Source organism: Lentisalinibacter orientalis (assembly GCF_040706535.1).
In the GTDB taxonomy this organism is placed as follows: Bacteria; Pseudomonadota; Gammaproteobacteria; order Steroidobacterales; family Woeseiaceae; genus Lentisalinibacter; species Lentisalinibacter orientalis.
Window position 1 is genome coordinate 1,647,002 of record NZ_JAPDRJ010000001.1, and the last position, 16,823, is coordinate 1,663,824.

Below are 16,823 nucleotides of genomic sequence, written 5' to 3' on the forward strand. Positions count from 1 at the left end.
CTGGCGAGGCCGCGCCGGTGCTTGAAACCGCGGCTTCCGGCACCATTTCCGAAGCAGTCGAGAACATCCCGATCCGGGGGACTAGCCCATGCGAATGGACAAACTGACGAGCAAATTCCAGATGGCGCTGGCCGATGCCCAGTCGCTGGCGGTCGGACAGGACCACCAGTTCATCGAGCCCGTGCATCTGATGGTCGCACTGCTGGACCAGCAGGGCAGCACCGTGCGCAGCCTGCTGACCCGCGCCGGCGCCAACGTCAACATGCTGCGCTCCCAGCTGGGCGAGGCCATCGACCGGCTGCCGAGCGTGGAGGGCACCGCCGGCGAGGTGCACCTCTCCAACGACCTCGGCAAGCTGCTGAACGTCACCGACAAGCTGGCCCAGGAGCGCAACGACCAGTACATCTCCAGCGAGCTGTTCGTGCTGGCGGCCGTCGACGACAAGGGCGCGCTGGGCAAGATCCTCGCCGAGGCCGGTGTCGTGAAGGGCGCGCTGACCAAAGCCATCGAGGAGATGCGCGGCGGCGCCCAGGTGAACGACCCCAACGCCGAGGACACGCGCCAGGCGCTGGAGAAATACACCATCGACCTCACCGAGCGGGCCGAGCAGGGCAAGATCGACCCGATTATCGGCCGCGACGACGAGATCCGCCGCACCATCCAGATCCTGCAGCGCCGCACCAAGAACAATCCGGTGCTGATCGGCGAGCCCGGCGTCGGCAAGACCGCCATTGTGGAAGGCCTCGCCCAGCGCATCGTCGACGGCGAGGTGCCGGAGGGCCTGAAGGGCAAGCGCATCCTTTCGCTGGACATGGGCGCACTGATCGCCGGCGCGAAGTTCCGCGGCGAGTTCGAGGAACGCCTGAAGGCCGTGCTGAACGACCTCTCCAAGCAGGAGGGGCAGATCATCCTGTTCATCGACGAGCTGCACACCATGGTGGGCGCCGGCAAGGCCGAGGGCTCCATGGACGCGGGCAACATGCTGAAGCCCGCGCTCGCTCGCGGCGAGCTACACTGCGTGGGCGCAACCACGCTGGACGAGTACCGCCAGTACGTGGAGAAGGATGCAGCGCTGGAGCGCCGCTTCCAGAAGGTGCTGATCTCCGAGCCGACGGTGGAGGACACCATCGCCATCCTGCGCGGCCTGAAGGAGCGCTACGAGGTGCACCACGGCGTCGAGATCACCGACCCTGCGATCGTCGCCGCGGCGACGCTCTCGCACCGCTACATCACGGATCGCAAGCTGCCGGACAAGGCCATCGACCTGGTGGACGAGGCGGCCTCGCGCATCCGCATCGAGATCGACTCCAAGCCGGAGGCGATGGACCGTCTCGAGCGCCGCATCATCCAGCTGAAGATCGAGCGCGAGGCGCTGAAGAAGGAATCCGACGAGGCCTCGCGCCGCCGGCTGGACGACCTGGAGGAGCAGCTGGGCGACCTCGAGAAGCAGTATTCCGATCTGGAAGAGGTCTGGAAGTCCGAAAAGGCGGCCATGCAGGGCACCACCCACCTCAAGGAGGAGCTGGAGCGGGCACGCCTGGAGCTGGAGACGGCGCGCCGAGCCGGCGATCTCACCCGCATGTCGGAGCTGCAGTACGGCAGGATCCCGGAACTCGAGCGCCAGCTGGAGAGTGCCGCCGATTCCGAGCAGACGGCCAAGCCCACGCTGGTCCGCAACAAGGTCACCGAGGAAGAGGTGGCCGAGGTCGTGTCCAAGTGGACCGGCATCCCGGTCTCGAAGATGCTGGAGGGCGAGAAGGAGAAGCTGCTGCAGATGGAGGAGGCGCTCAGGACCCGCGTCGTCGGCCAGGACGAGGCCGTGGTAAGCGTGTCGAACGCCATCCGCCGCTCCCGCGCCGGGCTCTCCGACCCGCGCCGGCCCATCGGCTCGTTCCTGTTCCTGGGCCCGACCGGTGTCGGCAAGACCGAGCTCACCAAGGCCCTGGCGGAGTTCCTGTTCGACACGGACGAGGCTATGGTGCGCCTCGACATGTCCGAGTTCATGGAGAAGCATTCGGTCGCGCGCATGATCGGCGCGCCGCCGGGCTACGTGGGCTACGAAGAGGGCGGCTACCTCACCGAGGCCGTGCGGCGCCGGCCCTATTCGGTGATCCTGCTCGACGAGGTCGAGAAAGCCCACCCGGACGTCTTCAACATCCTGCTGCAGGTGCTGGACGACGGGCGGCTCACCGACGGCCACGGCCGCACGGTGGACTTCCGCAACACCGTCATCGTCATGACCTCGAACCTGGGCTCTCAGCGCATCCAGGAGCTCGCCGGCGAGGAGAACTACGCGAAGATGAAGGGCGAGGTCATGGAGGTGGTCTCCCAGCACTTCCGGCCCGAGTTCATCAACCGGGTGGACGACGTGGTGGTGTTCCATCCGCTCGGCCGCGAGCACATCCGGCGCATCGTCGACATCCAGCTCGGCTACCTGCACGCGCGTCTCGCCGACCGCGACATGGAGCTGGAACTCACCGACGCCGCGCGGGACCAGCTCGCCGAGGCCGGCTTCGACCCGGTGTACGGCGCGCGGCCGTTGAAGCGCGCCATCCAGCAGCGCATCGAGAATCCGCTGGCCCAGCGCATCCTGGCCGGCGAGTTCGCGCCGGGCGACACCATCCTGGCGGACGTCTCGGGGGACGAGATCGTGTTCCGTAGCTCGGAGGCCGCCGAGGCCATGGCCGGCTGAGTGCGGGCACCACGCGGGTTTCAGTGCGAACAGGGGCTGTTGCAGCCCGTATAATCAGCGCCCCCGGGTGATTCCCCGGGGGCGTTCTTCGTGGAGAGAGACGACATGCCTATCTATGAGTATGTGTGCAAGAGCTGCGGGCACGAACTCGACGCCCTGCAGAAGATGAGTGACGATCCGCTCACCGAGTGCCCGGACTGCGGCGAGGCGGCGCTGAAGCGCAAGATCTCGGCACCCCGTTTCCGCCTCAAGGGCAGCGGCTGGTACGAGACCGACTTCAAGACCGACAAGGACAAGAAGCGCAACCTGGCCGACGGTGGTGAGAAGAAGTCCGGCGACGGCGACAAGAAGTCGGAGAGCAAGCCGGAGAGCAAGCCGGAAAGCAAACCCGACAAGAAGGCGGGCGACGGCAAGGCGGCCGGTTCGAGCGGCGGCGCGGCGGCCTGAGCCGGGGCGGGACCGGTGGAGCCGGAGCGGTGATGAAGCGGCTGCGAGGCTGGCTGGTGGCGGGGCTGCTCGTCTGGGTGCCGCTCGGCCTCACCCTGTTCATCCTCAACCTGCTGGTCCGCCAGCTCGACAAGACCCTCGACCTGTTGCCGCCGAGCGTGCGCCCGCCCTACGAGGTCTTCGGGATCACGTTCACGATCCCGGGCCTCGGCATCCTGCTCACCATCATCATCCTGCTCGTGACCGGCATGCTGGTCGCGAACTTCGCGGGTCGGCGGCTGCTCGCGCTCGGCGAGGCCATAGTCCATCGCATCCCGGTGGTGCGCTCCGTCTACGGCGCCTCCAAGAACTTCGCCGAAGTGGTGCTCGGCGACTCCGGCGACTCCTTCAAGAAGGTGCTGCTGATCGAGTACCCGCGCAAGGGCGTCTACAGTCTGGCGTTCCAGACCTCCAGTGCGCTGGGCGAGGTGCAGGCGAAGACCGGCGAGGACGTGGTCTGCACCTTCGTGCCGACCACGCCCAACCCCACCTCCGGCTTCATCATCATGGTGCCCCGCAAGGACATCATCGAACTGGAGATGGAGGTGGACGAGGCGCTGAAGATGATCATCTCGCTGGGCGTCGTCGTGCCGGGCTGGCGCCCGGGCGAACAGGAGCTTCCGCTTGCAGCGCCCGAGGCCAGGCCGTAACATTTCGCCTCTTTTGCCGGCGTCGCCGGCCCCTCACTCATCATCGATAACGCTATGCGCACTCATTACTGTGGACAGGTCGACGAGACACTGACCGGCGAAGTCGTGGAAGTCACCGGCTGGGTGCACCGCCGGCGTGACCACGGCGGCGTGATTTTCATCGACCTGCGCGACCGCGAGGGACTGCTGCAGGTGGTGTTCGACCCGGACCGCCCGGAGATCTTCGCCGATGCGGAGCGGGTGCGCAGCGAATACGTGCTGGCGGTGCGCGGCAAGGTACGGCCGCGGCCCGAGGGCACGGTCAACCCGAACATGCGGACCGGGCAGATCGAGGTGCTGGCCGAGGAGCTGACGGTGCTGAACGGCGCGAAGACGCCGCCGTTCCATCACGACGAGACCGCCAACGAGGAGCTCAGGCTCCGCTACCGCTACCTGGACCTGCGCCGCGAGGACATGCTGGCGAACCTGCGCCTGCGTCACGCGGCCACCCGCTCGCTGCGCCGCTTCCTGGACGACGAGGGCTTCATCGACGTCGAGACGCCGATGCTGACCAAGACCACGCCGGAGGGCGCGCGGGACTACATCGTCCCGAGTCGCACCCACCCGGGCAAGTTCTTCGCGCTGCCCCAGTCGCCGCAGATCTTCAAGCAGCTGCTGATGATGTCGGGCATCGACCGCTACTACCAGATCGTGCGCTGCTTCCGCGACGAGGACCTGCGCGCCGACCGCCAGCCTGAGTTCACCCAGCTCGACATCGAGATGAGCTTCGTCAACGAGCAGACGGTGATGGGCACCATGGAGCGGCTGATCCGCGCCCTGTTCGCCGACGTGCTCGGCGTCGATCTGCCTGCACCGTTCCCGCGCATGGCCTGGGCGGAGGCGATGCAGCGCTTCGGCTCCGACAAGCCGGACCTGCGCATCCCGCTGGAGCTGGTGGAAGTCTCCGACCTCCTCGAAGGGGTCGAATTCAAGGTGTTCGCCGGTCCCGCTTCGGACCCGAAGGGCCGGGTGGCCGCGCTGCTCCTGCCGAAGGGCGGCGAGCTCACCCGCAAGGAGATCGACGACTACACCGCCTACGTGGGCCGCTACGGCGCCAGGGGTCTCGCCTACATCAAGGTGAACGACGCCGCCGCCGGCCGCGAGGGCCTGCAGTCGCCCATCCTGAAGTTCCTGCCGGACGAGGCCATTGCCGGCGTCATGGAGCGCACCGGCGCCGCGGACGGCGACCTCGTGTTCTTCGGCGCGGACAAGGCACACGTGGTGAACGACGCCCTCGGCGCCCTGCGCGTGAAACTCGGCGAGGACCGGGGCCTGGTGGAAGCCGGCTGGCGGCCGCTGTGGGTGGTGGAGTTCCCGATGTTCGAGCGCGATCCCGCCAGCGGGCGCCTGGACCCGCTGCACCATCCGTTCACGGCGCCCTCCATCAGCGACGCGGACGCTCTGCGCAAGGACCCGGACCACGCGCTCTCCCGCGCCTACGACATGGTGCTGAACGGCTCGGAGATCGGCGGCGGTTCCATCCGTATCCACGACCAGGAGGTGCAGTCGGCGGTATTCGACCTGCTGCAGATCGGCCCCGAGGAGGCGGAGCAGAAGTTCGGCTTCCTGCTGCGCGCCCTGGAATTCGGCTGCCCGCCCCACGGCGGTATTGCGTTTGGCCTCGACCGCCTGGTGATGCTGATGGCCGGCGCCGACAGCATCCGCGACGTCATCGCCTTCCCGAAGACCCAGACGGCGGCCTGTCCGCTCACGGACGCGCCGGGCGACGTCTCCGCCCAGCAGCTGCGCGAGGTGGGCATCCGGCTCCGCAAGCCGCGGGGCGACACCGAGAGCTGAGCGCCGGCGCCGTGACCGCACCGACTCCCGCCAGGCCCCACCGGCGTCCCGAGTCGGTGCTGGTGGTCGTCTACGCGGCCAGCGGCGAGGTCCTGCTGCTGCATCGCCAGCGGCCGTTCGAGTTCTGGCAGTCCATCACCGGCAGCCTGCTGCCCGAAGAGACCCACGACAGCGCGGCCGCCCGGGAACTCGCCGAGGAGACCGGCTTCGAGGACAACGGCACGCTCGCCTACACCGGCGTCAGCCGGGTCTTCGTCATCGACCCGCGCTGGCGGGACCGCTATCCGCCCGGCATCTTCGAGAACGTCGAATACGAGTGGCGCTTCCGGCTCGACGAGCCCCGCGACGTGGTGCTCAGCCCGAGCGAACACTCCGCGTTCACCTGGGTGCCCCTCGAGGAGGCCATCGAACGGGTCTGGTCCTGGACCAACCGGGAGGCGCTCGAAGACCTGGCCAGGGAACTGGGGTGAGCCGCGAGGGCGAGCGCAGCGCGCTGGTCCTGGTGCACGGTCTCTGGCTGGGGGGCTGGGCGCTCAAGCGTCTCGAACGGCGCCTGCGCGAGGCAGGCCGCGGCGACGTCCATATATTTTCCTGGCCCACCATCAGCCACGGCCTCGACGCCAATGCCCAGAATCTCCGGGCCTTTGCCGCTCATCTCGAGCCGGCGCGCATCGACTGGGTAGGCCACAGCCTCGGCGGCGTCCTGATATTGCGCACGCTGGCGGGCTGGGACGAAGCGCCGCCGGGCCGCGTCGTCTGCCTGGGCTCGCCGCTCGCCGGCAGCCGCTCCGCGGAGCGGTTGTCCTCATTCGGCCTCGGCAGGCGCCTCACCGGCCGCAGCATCGCCAGCGGCGTGCTCGAGTCGAGCGCGGCCGAGTGGTGTCCGCCGGAACTCGCCGCGCGCACCGGCGTAATCGCTGGCAGCCGGGGCATGGGCGCCGGCCGCCTGCTCGGCCGCCTGGAGCCGCCCCACGACGGCACGGTGCGGGTGGCGGAGACGCAGCTGCCCGGCATCGCCGATCACCTGGTCCTCAATGTGACCCACACGGGTCTCCTGTTCTCCCGCGCCGCCGCCGCCGCCGCGGAGACCTTCCTCCGCCGCGGAAAATTCGCGTAGGAGGGCCTTCAGGCCCGATCCCGCTCTCTTTTGGCGTTGGCCCGCCATCGGGCGGGCCCGCGGCCGAGAGGATTGGCACCAGTCAGTAAGCGCTGCTGACTGGTGCTCCCTTCACGCCACCGCGAGCACGGCCGCCCAGCGGGGGNCCGCCGCCGCCGCCGCGGAGACCTTCCTCCGCCGCGGAAAATTCGCGTAGGAGGGCCTTCAGGCCCGATCCCGCTCTCTTTTGGCGTTGGCCCGCCATCGGGCGGGCCCGCGGCCGAGAGGATTGGCACCAGTCAGTAAGCGCTGCTGACTGGTGCTCCCTTCACGCCACCGCGAGCACGGCCGCCCTGCGGGGGTATCCATCGCCGCGACCTTTTGTCGGGAGCAAGATGGATACCCCCGCAGGGCGGCCACAATAGAAGGGGGCCCGGTAGGAAGAAGTCGGGCCTGAAGGCCCTCCTACGAGTCGTCGGCCAGGTCCTTGAGCTTGTAGATCAGGTCCAGCGCCTGGCGAGGCGAGAGCGAGTCCGGGTCCAGGTCCTCCAGCGCTTCGCGCAGGGCGTCCTCCGGCGGGTCGTCCTGCGTGCGCGGCGCCAGGGCCAGTTCCTGCTGGGGGCCGTGGTCGCGGTGGTGCTGGGCAGACTCCAGGTGCTCCAGGTGGCGGCGGGCGCGGCGGATCACGGACTTCGGCACGCCGGCCAGCGCGGCCACCTCCAGGCCGTAGCTCTGGTTGGCCGGCCCCGGCTTCACCGCGTGCAGGAAGATGAGCCGGTCGCCGTGGGAGGTGGCGTCCAGGTGCACGTTGGCGGCGTGGGGCAGCTCGTCGGGCAGCGCCGTGAGTTCGAAGTAGTGGGTGGCGAACAGTGTGAAGGCGCGCAGTCGGGTGGCGATGTGATGGGCCGCCGCCCAGGCCAGCGACAGGCCGTCGAAGGTGCTGGTGCCGCGGCCGATCTCGTCCATCAGCACCAGGCTTGCGGGCGTGGCGTTGTGCAGGATGTTGGCGGTCTCGGTCATCTCCACCATGAACGTGGAACGTCCGCCCGCCAGGTCGTCCGAAGCGCCGATGCGGGTGAAGATCCGGTCCACCGGACCGATCTCCAGCGCGTCCGCCGGCACGAAGCTGCCGATGTGCGCGAGGATGACGATGAGCGCCGCCTGGCGCATGTAGGTGGATTTGCCGCCCATGTTCGGGCCGGTGATGATCAGCAGCCGCCGCTCGTCGTCGAGTTCCAGATCGTTCGGCACGAAAGGCGTCTCGAGCACCCGCTCCACCACCGGGTGGCGGCCGGCGCGGATGGCGATGCGCGGCTCGTCGGCGAGGGTCGGCCGGGACAGGCCGAGGCGCGCGGCCCGCTCGGCGAAGCAGGCGAGGACGTCGAGTTCGGCCAGCGCGGCTGCCGTGCGGCGCAGCGGGCCCAGGACCTCGTGCAGCGCGTCGATCAGGCCCTCGTACAGCGCCTTCTCCCGCGCCAGCGCGCGCTCCCGGGCGCTCAGCACCTGGTCCTCGAAGCGCTTGAGCTCCGGCGTGATGAATCGTTCGGCCGCCTTCAGCGTCTGCCGTCGGGTGTATTCCTCCGGGGCGTTCTGCGCTTGGGCCTTGCTGATCTCGATGTAGTAGCCGTGCACCCGGTTGTAGCCCACCTTCAGCGTGGGCAGGCCGGTGCGCTCGCGCTCGCGCTGCTCGAGATCCACCAGATACTGGTCGGCGTTGGCGCTGATGTCGCGGAGTTCGTCGAGTTCCGCGTCGTAGCCGGGCGCGATGACGCCGCCGTCGCGGATCAGCATGGGCGGGTTCTCCACCAGCGCGGCATCCAGCAGGCGGTGGGTGTCCGGGTGCTCGGCTGCATCGGCCGCCAGTTTGGCGAGGCGTGGCGCGTCGAGGCCGGCGAGCAGCCGGGCGAGCTCCGGCAGCCGTCCCAGGCTGTCGCCGAGCTGGCGCAGGTCCCGCGGACGGGCCGATCGCAGCGCCACGCGGGAGAGGATGCGCTCCAGGTCGCCGACGTCGGCGAGCAGATCGCGCAGTTCCTCGGGGCCGCGCTCCAGCAGCGTGGCCACGGCGTCGTAGCGGGCGCCGATCACCGCGTGGCTGCGGACGGGCCGGTTGATCCAGCGCCGCAGCAGCCGGCTGCCCATGGCCGTGCGGCAGGTGTCCATGACGCCGGCGAGGGTGTGCTGGTCCTGGCCCGAGAGGCTGCGGTCGAGCTCCAGGTTACGCCGCGTCGCTGCGTCCATGAGGATGGCGTCGTCCGGCTGCTCCGCGGCCATGCCGTCGATGTGGGGCAGGGCTCCGCGCTGGGTGTCGCGGACGTATTCGAGCAGTCCGCCCGCAGCGCGGATGGCGATGTCGAGACCGTCCAGGCCGAAGCCGCTCAGGTCCCGGGTGCCGAACTGCTCGCACAGGAGTCTCGTGGCCGTCTCGCCGTCGAAGTGCCAGGGCGGTCGGCCGCGGGCCCCGGCGCGTTCCCTCAGCCAGCCCGGCACGCCGCCCTCTTCGTCGTAGAGGATCTCGGCCGGCTGCAGCCGCTCGATCTCGGCCGCCAGCGCGGCCTCGTCCGGCACCTGGCTCACCAGGAAGCGCCCGGCGGAGAGGTCCAGCCAGGCGATGCCGATCTCGCGGCGGGCGAGCACCACGGCCGCCACGGCGTTGTCGCGCCGCTCGGGCAGCAGGCTGGCCTCGGTGAGCGTGCCCGGCGTGACGATGCGCACCACCTTGCGCTCCACCGGCCCCTTGCTCGCGGCCGGGTCGCCGATCTGCTCGCAGATGGCCACCGACTCGCCGAGCTTCACCAGTTTGGCGAGGTAGCTGTCCACGGCGTGGTAAGGCACGCCCGCCATGGGGATGGGCTCGCCGGCGGACTTGCCGCGGGTGGTGAGCGTGATGTCGATGAGCTCGGCGGCGCGGCGGGCGTCGTCGTAGAAGAGCTCGTAGAAGTCGCCCATTCGATAGAACAGCAACGTGTCGGGATGCTCGGCTTTCAGGCCGAGATACTGCTGCATCATCGGCGTGTGTTCTGCACGGGCGGACGCGCTCATTCTTCGCTGTTTTCCGGTGTGGGGGCGGGCCGGATAGGCTAGCCCGTCGCGGGCGGCAAGTCGATGGGCCGCCGGAGGCGGCGGCCGGGCGGTGGCCAGGCCGGCGGATGCGGCGGTTTGCCAGGCCATCCGTGATGCCATCTGTGACACCGTGGGTTCCTGTGCGTTGCGGCGGCGGGTACATTACGTGACCATGCCACTGGCCGGTTCTCGTAGCCGCGGATCCGCGGACCATCCATGAAGATTCTGCACCTGGAGACGGGACTCAACCTGTATGGCGGCGCCCAGCAAGTGCTCTATCTGCTGGATGCGCTCGCCGACGACGAGTCCGAACACCTGCTGGTCAGCGCCATCGGCAGCGAGGTGGGCGAGGCCGCCCGGGCCGCGGGGCACCGGGTGCGCGAGGTGACCATGCGCGGCGACCACGATCTCGGCTTCCTGCCGCGCATGCGCCGGGTGCTGGAGGAGGAGCGTCCCGACATCCTGCACGCCCACAGCCGCCGCGGTGCCGACCTGCTCGGCGGCCTGGCGGCCCGGCGCAGCGGCATCCGCGCGGTGGTCTCCCGGCGGGTGGACAACCCGGAACCGCGCTGGCTGGCCGCCGTGCGCTATCGGCCGTACATCCGCATCGTCGCCATCTCCAACGCCATCGAGCGGGTGCTGACGGACGCCGGCATCGACCGCCGGCGTATCACGGTGATCCCGGACTGCGTGGATCCCGAGCCGTTTGCCGGTCCGCCGGAACGGGAATGGCTGGGCGCCGAATTCGGGCTGCCGGCCGGCGTCCCGGTGGCCGGCGTGGTCGCCCAGCTGATCGAGCGCAAGGGCCACCGATACCTGCTCGAGGCCATGCCCGCCGTGCTGGAGGAATGCCCCGGACTCCGCGTGATCTTCTTCGGCCGGGGGCCGCTGGAGAAGCCTCTGGCCGCGGAGATCCGGCGCCTCGGTCTCGCCGACCGGGTGCTGATCGCCGGTTTCCGCGATGACATGGCGCGCATACTCCCCGCGCTCGACCTGGTGGTGCATCCCGCACTGGCGGAGGGACTCGGCGTGGCGCTGCTGCAGGCGGCCGCTGCCGCCGTGCCGGTGGTCGGTTTCGCCGCCGGCGGCGTCTGCCAGGCCGTTGAGCCGGGGCGCACTGGCCTGCTGGTGCCGCCGGGGGATTCCGAGGCGCTCGGCCGGGCCATGCTGCGGGTATTGACCGATCCCGCGCTCGCACGCAGTCTGGGCGAGGCGGGCCGTGCCCGGGTGAGAAGCGAATTCACCCCCGAACGCATGGCCGCGCGCCACCTGGCGCTGTACCGGGATGTGCTCGGCGGCGCCGACACGAACGCGGAAGATTCATGACGGAATTCGAGGACATCGCCGCACTGGCCCGGCGCACGGGCGAGGCCTTGCTGGCCGCCGGGCGCCGGGTGACCACGGCGGAGTCGTGCACCGGCGGCTGGATCGCCAAGGCGCTCACCGACGTGGCCGGCAGTTCCTCCTGGTTCGGCGCGGGGCTGGTCACCTACAGCAACGAGGCCAAACTCTCCCTGCTGGGCGTGCGGGCCGAGACGCTGGACGGGTACGGCGCCGTCAGCGAGGAGACCGTGCGCGAGATGGCGGTCGGGGCGCTGGCGGCGAGCGGCGCCGACATTGCCGACATTGCGGTGGCGGTCAGCGGTATCGCGGGGCCGGATGGCGGCACGCCGGACAAGCCGGTGGGCACGGTGTGGTTCGCCTGGGCGGTCGGTGGAGCCACGCCCGTCACCTATGCCGAGTGCGTCCATTTCGACGGCGACCGGGAAACGGTCCGGCGCCGCACCGTCTGCCACGCCCTGGGCGGTGTGCTGGCGCGGATCCCGGTGTGAGAGGCCCCGGCGTGAGAGACCGATGAGCGCAGCGGAGCGACACGACGGCCCGCCGGAGGATACCGAGACCGAGCGGCTGTTCGTCGCCTTCTGGCCGGATACGGAGCTGCGCGAGCGCATCGAGGCGGTGGCCGGGCCCGCCGTGGAACGGGCCCGCGCCCGGCCGGTGCCCGCGGACAACCTGCACGTCACCCTGGTCTTCGTCGGCAACTGGCCGGTGCAGGCCCGCGAGCAGATCGAGATGGTGGTGGACGCGCTGGACATCCCGGATGTCGAACTCGTGTTCGACCGCATCAGGTACTGGCGCCGGCCGAAGGTCCTGAGCCTGGTGGCGGAGGACTTCCCGGAGGCACTGGCCGTCTACCAGCGGGAGATGCGCGCCGCCATGGCCGCGCTGGGGTGGACCCCGGAGACCCGGCCCTGGGAGCCCCACGTCACGCTGGGACGGAAGGCCGAGCGCAGCGTGCGCAAGACGCTGGAGGAGCCGGTCGTCTGGCCCTGCCGGCAGGTGGCACTGGTGCGCTCCGAGAACGGCAGTAGTAATGGCCATGGTGGCTCGGTCTACCGGCCGCTCCGCATCTGGGAGAGATGAGCCGCAGCCCGGAGAAACTGTCCCACTGGCCCGGATTCCCATGGCTGATGTATGGTCGCCGTTGTGGAATAATCGCGGGTTCTCATAACTGAATCGCAACAGGCTGCGGGTACACCATGGACGACAACAGGAAAAAGGCGCTGGCCGCCGCGCTGGGCCAGATCGAGAAGCAGTTCGGCAAGGGCTCGGTGATGCGGCTGGGCGACGGCGGACCGGCGCGGGATATCGACTCGGTGTCCACCGGCTCCATCGGCCTGGACGTCGCGCTCGGCATCGGCGGGCTGCCCTACGGCCGCGTCGTCGAGATCTACGGCCCGGAGTCATCGGGCAAGACCACGCTGACGCTGCAGGTGGTGGCCGAGGCGCAGAAGGCCGGCGGCACCGCGGCGTTCGTGGACGCCGAGCACGCACTCGACCCGCAGTACGCCGAGAAGCTCGGCGTTAACGTCGATGATCTGCTGGTCTCCCAGCCGGACACCGGCGAGCAGGCGCTCGAGATCACCGACATGCTGGTGCGCTCCGGCGCGGTGGATGTCATCGTGGTGGACTCCGTGGCGGCGCTCACGCCCAAGGCCGAGATCGAGGGCGAGATGGGCGACTCCCACGTGGGCCTGCAGGCGCGGCTCATGTCCCAGGCGCTCAGGAAGCTCACGGGCAACATCAAGCGCTCCAACGCCATGGTGATCTTCATCAACCAGATCCGCATGAAGATCGGCGTGATGTTTGGCAGCCCGGAGACCACCACGGGCGGCAACGCCTTGAAGTTCTACTCCTCCGTGCGGCTGGACATCCGCCGCATCGGCGCCATCAAGAAGGGCGACGAGGTCATCGGCAACCAGACCCGCGTGAAAGTGGTGAAGAACAAGGTCTCGCCGCCGTTCAAACAGGCCGAATTCGAGATCCTCTACGGCGAGGGCATCTCCCGCGAGGGCGAGATCATTGAACTCGGCGTCGCCAATGGCATCATCGAGAAGGCCGGCTCCTGGTACAGCTACGGCGAGGACCGCATCGGCCAGGGCAAGGAGAACGTGCGGGAATACCTGAAGGAGCACCCGGATACGGCCGCGGAGATCGAAGGCAGGATCCGCGAGCTGCTGCTGCCCGCGAAGAAGGCGCCGGGCGAACCGGAGCCCGAGGCAAAGGAAGCCTGATCGACGGTGAGCCAACTCGAAGAAAGTGATATGACGCCGGCTGACTGCCGGCGTCGTGCCATGGACTTCCTGGCCCGGCGGGAGCACAGCCGCTGGGAACTCCGGCACAAGCTGGCGGCGGCGGGCGCCACCGGCGATCTCGCGGACGAGACGCTGGACGCCCTGGAGGACGAAGGCCTGCTCAGCGACAGCCGCTTCGTGGAGTCCTTCGTCGCCGCCCGGGCCCGCAAGGGTCAGGGCCCCGTCCGCATCTACCAGGAACTCGAGCGCCGCGGCGTCAACGAGCTCCTCATCGAGGACGGCATCGACGAGGCGGACATCGACTGGTACGAGCTGGCCGCCGAGGTGCGGGCGAAGAAATTCGGCAAGACCGTGCCGCCGGACTTCCCCAGCCGGGCGAAGCAGATGCGCTTCCTCGAGTACCGGGGCTTCGACTCCGACCAGATCCAGGCGGCCATCCGGGGCGGCGCCACCGCTTGAATCGGGGCCTCTCCGGCCCGATCTCCGCTACCCTGCCGCCGAACATCTGGTAGATTCTCACGCCATGAAATCCATGACCAGCAGCGAACTCCGGACCGCGTTCCTGGAGTTCTTCGCCGACGAGGGCCACGAGGTGGTGCCGAGCTCTCCGCTCGTGCCCGCGAACGACCCCACGCTCCTGTTCACCAATGCCGGGATGGTGCAGTTCAAGGACGTCTTCCTGGGCAGAGAGCAGCGCGACTACGTGCGCGCGGTCAGCTCCCAGCGCTGCGTGCGCGCGGGCGGCAAGCACAACGACCTGGAGAACGTGGGCTACACGGCCCGGCATCTCACCTTCTTCGAGATGCTCGGCAACTTCAGCTTCGGCGACTACTTCAAGCGCGAGGCCATCGACTTCGCGTGGCGGCTGGTCACCGGGAAGCTGGGCATACCGCCGGAGAAACTCTGGGTCACCGTCTACCAGGACGACGACGAGGCCGCCGACATCTGGCTGAACGAGATCGGCGTCGACCCCGAGCGTTTCTCGCGCCTGGGAGAGAAGGACAATTTCTGGGCCATGGGCGACACCGGCCCCTGCGGACCCTGCAGCGAGATCTTCTTCGATCACGGGCCGGAGGTGGCGGGCGGGCCGCCGGGTTCGCCGGACGAGGACGGCGACCGCTACGTGGAGGTCTGGAACCTGGTCTTCATGCAGTACGACCGCGCCGCCGACGGCACCATGACCGAGCTGCCGGCGCCCTCCGTCGATACCGGCATGGGCCTGGAGCGCATCTCGGCGGTGATGCAGGGTGTGCACAGCGTCTACGAGATCGATCTGTTCGCCAACCTGATCGAGGCCATCGCGAAGATCATGGGCGTGCCGAACGACGGCTCCAGCTCACTGAACGTCATCGCGGACCACATCCGCTCCTGCGCCTTCCTGATCACCGACCGGGTGGACCCGAGCAACGAGGGCCGCGGCTACGTGCTCCGGCGCATCATCCGCCGGGCGCTGCGCCACGGCTACAAGCTGGGCGTGACCGAGCCCTTCTTCCACAAGCTCGTACAGCCGCTGGCCGCCGGGATGGGCGAGGCCTACCCCGAGCTGGTCCGTCGCCACGCCCACGTGGAGAAGGTGCTGAAACGGGAAGAGGAGCGCTTCGCCGAGACCCTGGAGCAGGGCATGGCGATACTGGAGGAGAGCATCGCCGGCCTCGACGGCGAGGTCATCCCCGGCGACGTGGTCTTCCGGCTCTACGACACCTACGGCTTCCCCGTGGACCTCACCGCGGACATCGCCCGTGAGCGTGGGCTGAGCATCGACCAGCCGGGCTTCGAGGCGGCGATGGAAGGGCAGCGCGAGCGCGCCCGGGCCGCCAGCAAGTTCGGCGCGGCCGAGGGCGAGGGTGTGGCCCTCGACGCCGAGAGCCGCTTCTCCGGCTACGAGCGGGACAGCGGCGAGTCCGAGGTGATCGCCCTGGTGAAAGGCGGCGAGAGCGTCACGGAACTCGCCGCGGGCGACGAGGGCGGCGTCGTGCTGGCCGATACGCCGTTCTATGCGGAGAGTGGCGGCCAGGTGGGCGACACCGGTGTGCTGAGCGCCGGCGGCGTCACATTCCGCGTGACCGACACTCGCAAGAGCGGCGGCGCCCACGTCCATTACGGCAAGCTGGAGGCCGGCACGCTGAAGATCGGCGACAGCGTCAGTGCGGAAGTCGACGCCGAGCGGCGCAACCGCACGCGGCTGAACCACTCCGCCACCCATCTGCTGCATGCTGCGTTGCGCGAGGTGCTGGGCGACCACGTCACCCAGAAAGGCTCGCTGGTCGCCCCGGACCGCCTGCGCTTCGACTTCTCCCACTACGACCCCGTCACGCCGGAAGAGCTGCAGCGCATCGAGGACCTGGTGAACCGTGAGATCCGCCGCAACGTCGCCGCGGAGACCCGCGAGATGGCCTACGACGATGCCATCGCGGCCGGCGCCGTCGCGCTGTTCGGGGAGAAGTACGAGGACGAGGTGCGCGTGCTCCGGCTCGGCGATTTCTCCATGGAACTCTGCGGCGGCACCCACGTGAGCCGCACCGGCGACATCGGGCTGTTCAAGATCACGGGCGAGGGCGGCGTCGCCGCCGGCGTGCGCCGCATCGAGGCGGTCACCGGCGAGAAGGCGCTGGCCTGGGTCAGGGCCGAGGAGGAGGCGCTGGCGCAGATCGCCGAACTCGTGCGCGGCAGCCGGGACGATGCGGCCAGCAAGGTCGGTCAGGTGATCCAGCGCAACCGGGCGCTGGAGAAAGAGGTGGCGGACCTCAAACGCAAGCTCGCGACCGGCGGCGGTTCCACGGACCTCACGGCCGGCGCGGAGACGGTGGGCGACCTCAAGGTGCTGGCCGTGCGCATCGACGGCGCCGATCCGGCCACGCTGCGCGACACCGTCGATCAGCTCAAGGACAAGCTCGGCCGCGGTGTCGTGGTGGTGGGCTCGGCCGACGGCGACAAGGTGCGCCTCGCGGCGGGCGTCACGAAGGATGCGACCGATCGGGTCAAGGCCGGCGATCTCGTTCGCACCATCGCCGAGCAGGTGGGCGGCAAGGGCGGCGGACGCCCGGACTTCGCCCAGGCCGGCGGCAATGACCCGGCGGCGCTCGACGCGGCCCTGGCCGGCGTTCGCGACTGGGTCGCAGAACGCATATCCTGACCAAGTCTACTTCTGCAACCCATTCCCGCTTGGCCCCTCTCTGGTTAATGGTATACCATTGGTATTGAGGGAGGATGCATGGGCCGCAACCAGACACCGCGTTGGGATCGCTCAACGGGTAGGCTGCTAATTCGAGTCATATCATAAGGTTATCCAAGGGACTCGAATCTGTCCGGCGGGCCGTGCCGTTTGTGGGAAAAAATTAATAGATACTGTGGGTGGTATACATCAGTTGGACAGCGTTAAGGGCTGAGGCCAAGTGATCCAAGGTTGC

General features: G+C 69.2%; 13 protein-coding genes. 12 read left to right on the top strand and 1 reads right to left on the bottom strand.

Annotated elements, in window-relative coordinates; translation table 11 throughout:
• Positions 1 to 88: 88 nt before the first annotated feature.
• The 6 genes from clpB (at position 89) to ACJMK0_RS07310 (ending at position 6,781) form a co-directional block, all read left to right on the top strand.
• Positions 89 to 2,692, top strand: a complete 2,604-nt coding sequence (gene clpB / locus ACJMK0_RS07285; RefSeq protein ID WP_405236919.1) for an ATP-dependent chaperone ClpB — start codon at positions 89 to 91, stop codon at positions 2,690 to 2,692.
• Positions 2,693 to 2,797: 105 nt separating this feature from the next.
• On the top strand, positions 2,798 to 3,139 hold the full coding sequence (locus ACJMK0_RS07290; RefSeq protein ID WP_405236920.1) for an FmdB family zinc ribbon protein: 342 nt from the start codon (positions 2,798 to 2,800) through the stop codon (positions 3,137 to 3,139).
• A gap of 29 nt (positions 3,140 to 3,168) precedes the next feature.
• A complete protein-coding gene (locus ACJMK0_RS07295) occupies positions 3,169 to 3,828 on the top strand; it encodes a DUF502 domain-containing protein (protein ID WP_405236922.1) in 660 nt (219 codons plus the stop codon).
• 54 nt (positions 3,829 to 3,882) lie between these two features.
• Positions 3,883 to 5,664: an aspartate--tRNA ligase gene (gene aspS, locus ACJMK0_RS07300; protein WP_405236924.1), complete on the top strand. Its 1,782-nt coding sequence runs from the start codon at positions 3,883 to 3,885 to the stop codon at positions 5,662 to 5,664.
• An 11-nt stretch (positions 5,665 to 5,675) separates the two neighbouring features.
• On the top strand, positions 5,676 to 6,134 hold the full coding sequence (nudB, locus tag ACJMK0_RS07305) for a dihydroneopterin triphosphate diphosphatase (protein ID WP_405236926.1): 459 nt from the start codon (positions 5,676 to 5,678) through the stop codon (positions 6,132 to 6,134).
• A complete protein-coding gene (locus tag ACJMK0_RS07310; RefSeq protein ID WP_405236928.1) occupies positions 6,131 to 6,781 on the top strand; it encodes an esterase/lipase family protein in 651 nt (216 codons plus the stop codon). Before nudB ends, ACJMK0_RS07310 begins: the two co-directional genes overlap by 4 nt.
• Positions 6,782 to 7,225: 444 nt before the next feature.
• On the opposite strand, the gene mutS is transcribed toward ACJMK0_RS07310, so the two are convergent.
• Positions 7,226 to 9,799 carry a DNA mismatch repair protein MutS gene (mutS, locus tag ACJMK0_RS07315; RefSeq protein WP_405236930.1) on the bottom strand — a complete coding sequence of 858 codons (2,574 nt, stop codon included), beginning with the start codon at positions 9,797 to 9,799 and terminating at the stop codon, positions 7,226 to 7,228.
• A 237-nt stretch (positions 9,800 to 10,036) separates the two neighbouring features.
• On the opposite strand from mutS, the gene ACJMK0_RS07320 reads away from it, so the two are divergent.
• From ACJMK0_RS07320 to alaS, 6 genes are all read left to right on the top strand, one after another.
• Positions 10,037 to 11,146 carry a glycosyltransferase gene (locus tag ACJMK0_RS07320; protein ID WP_405236932.1) on the top strand — a complete coding sequence of 370 codons (1,110 nt, stop codon included), beginning with the start codon at positions 10,037 to 10,039 and terminating at the stop codon, positions 11,144 to 11,146.
• Positions 11,143 to 11,652 (top strand): CinA family protein, encoded by a 510-nt coding sequence (locus tag ACJMK0_RS07325; RefSeq protein WP_405236934.1) that lies wholly within the window; start codon positions 11,143 to 11,145, stop codon positions 11,650 to 11,652. Before ACJMK0_RS07320 ends, ACJMK0_RS07325 begins: the two co-directional genes overlap by 4 nt.
• Positions 11,653 to 11,674: 22 nt before the next feature.
• The gene (gene thpR, locus ACJMK0_RS07330; RefSeq protein WP_405236936.1) at positions 11,675 to 12,244 is read left to right on the top strand and encodes an RNA 2',3'-cyclic phosphodiesterase; all 570 of its coding nucleotides are present in this window, start codon (positions 11,675 to 11,677) and stop codon (positions 12,242 to 12,244) included.
• Positions 12,245 to 12,360: 116 nt separating this feature from the next.
• Complete coding sequence (recA, locus tag ACJMK0_RS07335) at positions 12,361 to 13,395, top strand: recombinase RecA (RefSeq protein WP_405236938.1); 1,035 nt, start codon at positions 12,361 to 12,363, stop codon at positions 13,393 to 13,395.
• A gap of 30 nt (positions 13,396 to 13,425) precedes the next feature.
• Positions 13,426 to 13,875: a regulatory protein RecX gene (locus tag ACJMK0_RS07340; RefSeq protein WP_405236940.1), complete on the top strand. Its 450-nt coding sequence runs from the start codon at positions 13,426 to 13,428 to the stop codon at positions 13,873 to 13,875.
• Positions 13,876 to 13,939: 64 nt separating this feature from the next.
• Positions 13,940 to 16,549 (top strand): alanine--tRNA ligase, encoded by a 2,610-nt coding sequence (gene alaS, locus ACJMK0_RS07345; protein WP_405236942.1) that lies wholly within the window; start codon positions 13,940 to 13,942, stop codon positions 16,547 to 16,549.
• Positions 16,550 to 16,823: the final 274 nt, after the last annotated feature.

Bases quoted from the DNA above. Each gene is read 5' to 3' on its own strand.
- clpB (WP_405236919.1), top strand. From the start codon at position 89: ATGCGAATGGACAAACTGACGAGCAAATTCCAGATGGCGCTGGCCGAT.
- ACJMK0_RS07290 (WP_405236920.1), top strand. From the start codon at position 2,798: ATGCCTATCTATGAGTATGTGTGCAAGAGCTGCGGGCACGAACTCGAC.
- aspS (WP_405236924.1), top strand. From the start codon at position 3,883: ATGCGCACTCATTACTGTGGACAGGTCGACGAGACACTGACCGGCGAA.
- mutS (WP_405236930.1), bottom strand. From the start codon at position 9,799: ATGAGCGCGTCCGCCCGTGCAGAACACACGCCGATGATGCAGCAGTAT.
- ACJMK0_RS07320 (WP_405236932.1), top strand. From the start codon at position 10,037: ATGAAGATTCTGCACCTGGAGACGGGACTCAACCTGTATGGCGGCGCC.
- ACJMK0_RS07325 (WP_405236934.1), top strand. From the start codon at position 11,143: ATGACGGAATTCGAGGACATCGCCGCACTGGCCCGGCGCACGGGCGAG.
- thpR (WP_405236936.1), top strand. From the start codon at position 11,675: ATGAGCGCAGCGGAGCGACACGACGGCCCGCCGGAGGATACCGAGACC.
- recA (WP_405236938.1), top strand. From the start codon at position 12,361: ATGGACGACAACAGGAAAAAGGCGCTGGCCGCCGCGCTGGGCCAGATC.
- ACJMK0_RS07340 (WP_405236940.1), top strand. From the start codon at position 13,426: ATGACGCCGGCTGACTGCCGGCGTCGTGCCATGGACTTCCTGGCCCGG.
- alaS (WP_405236942.1), top strand. From the start codon at position 13,940: ATGAAATCCATGACCAGCAGCGAACTCCGGACCGCGTTCCTGGAGTTC.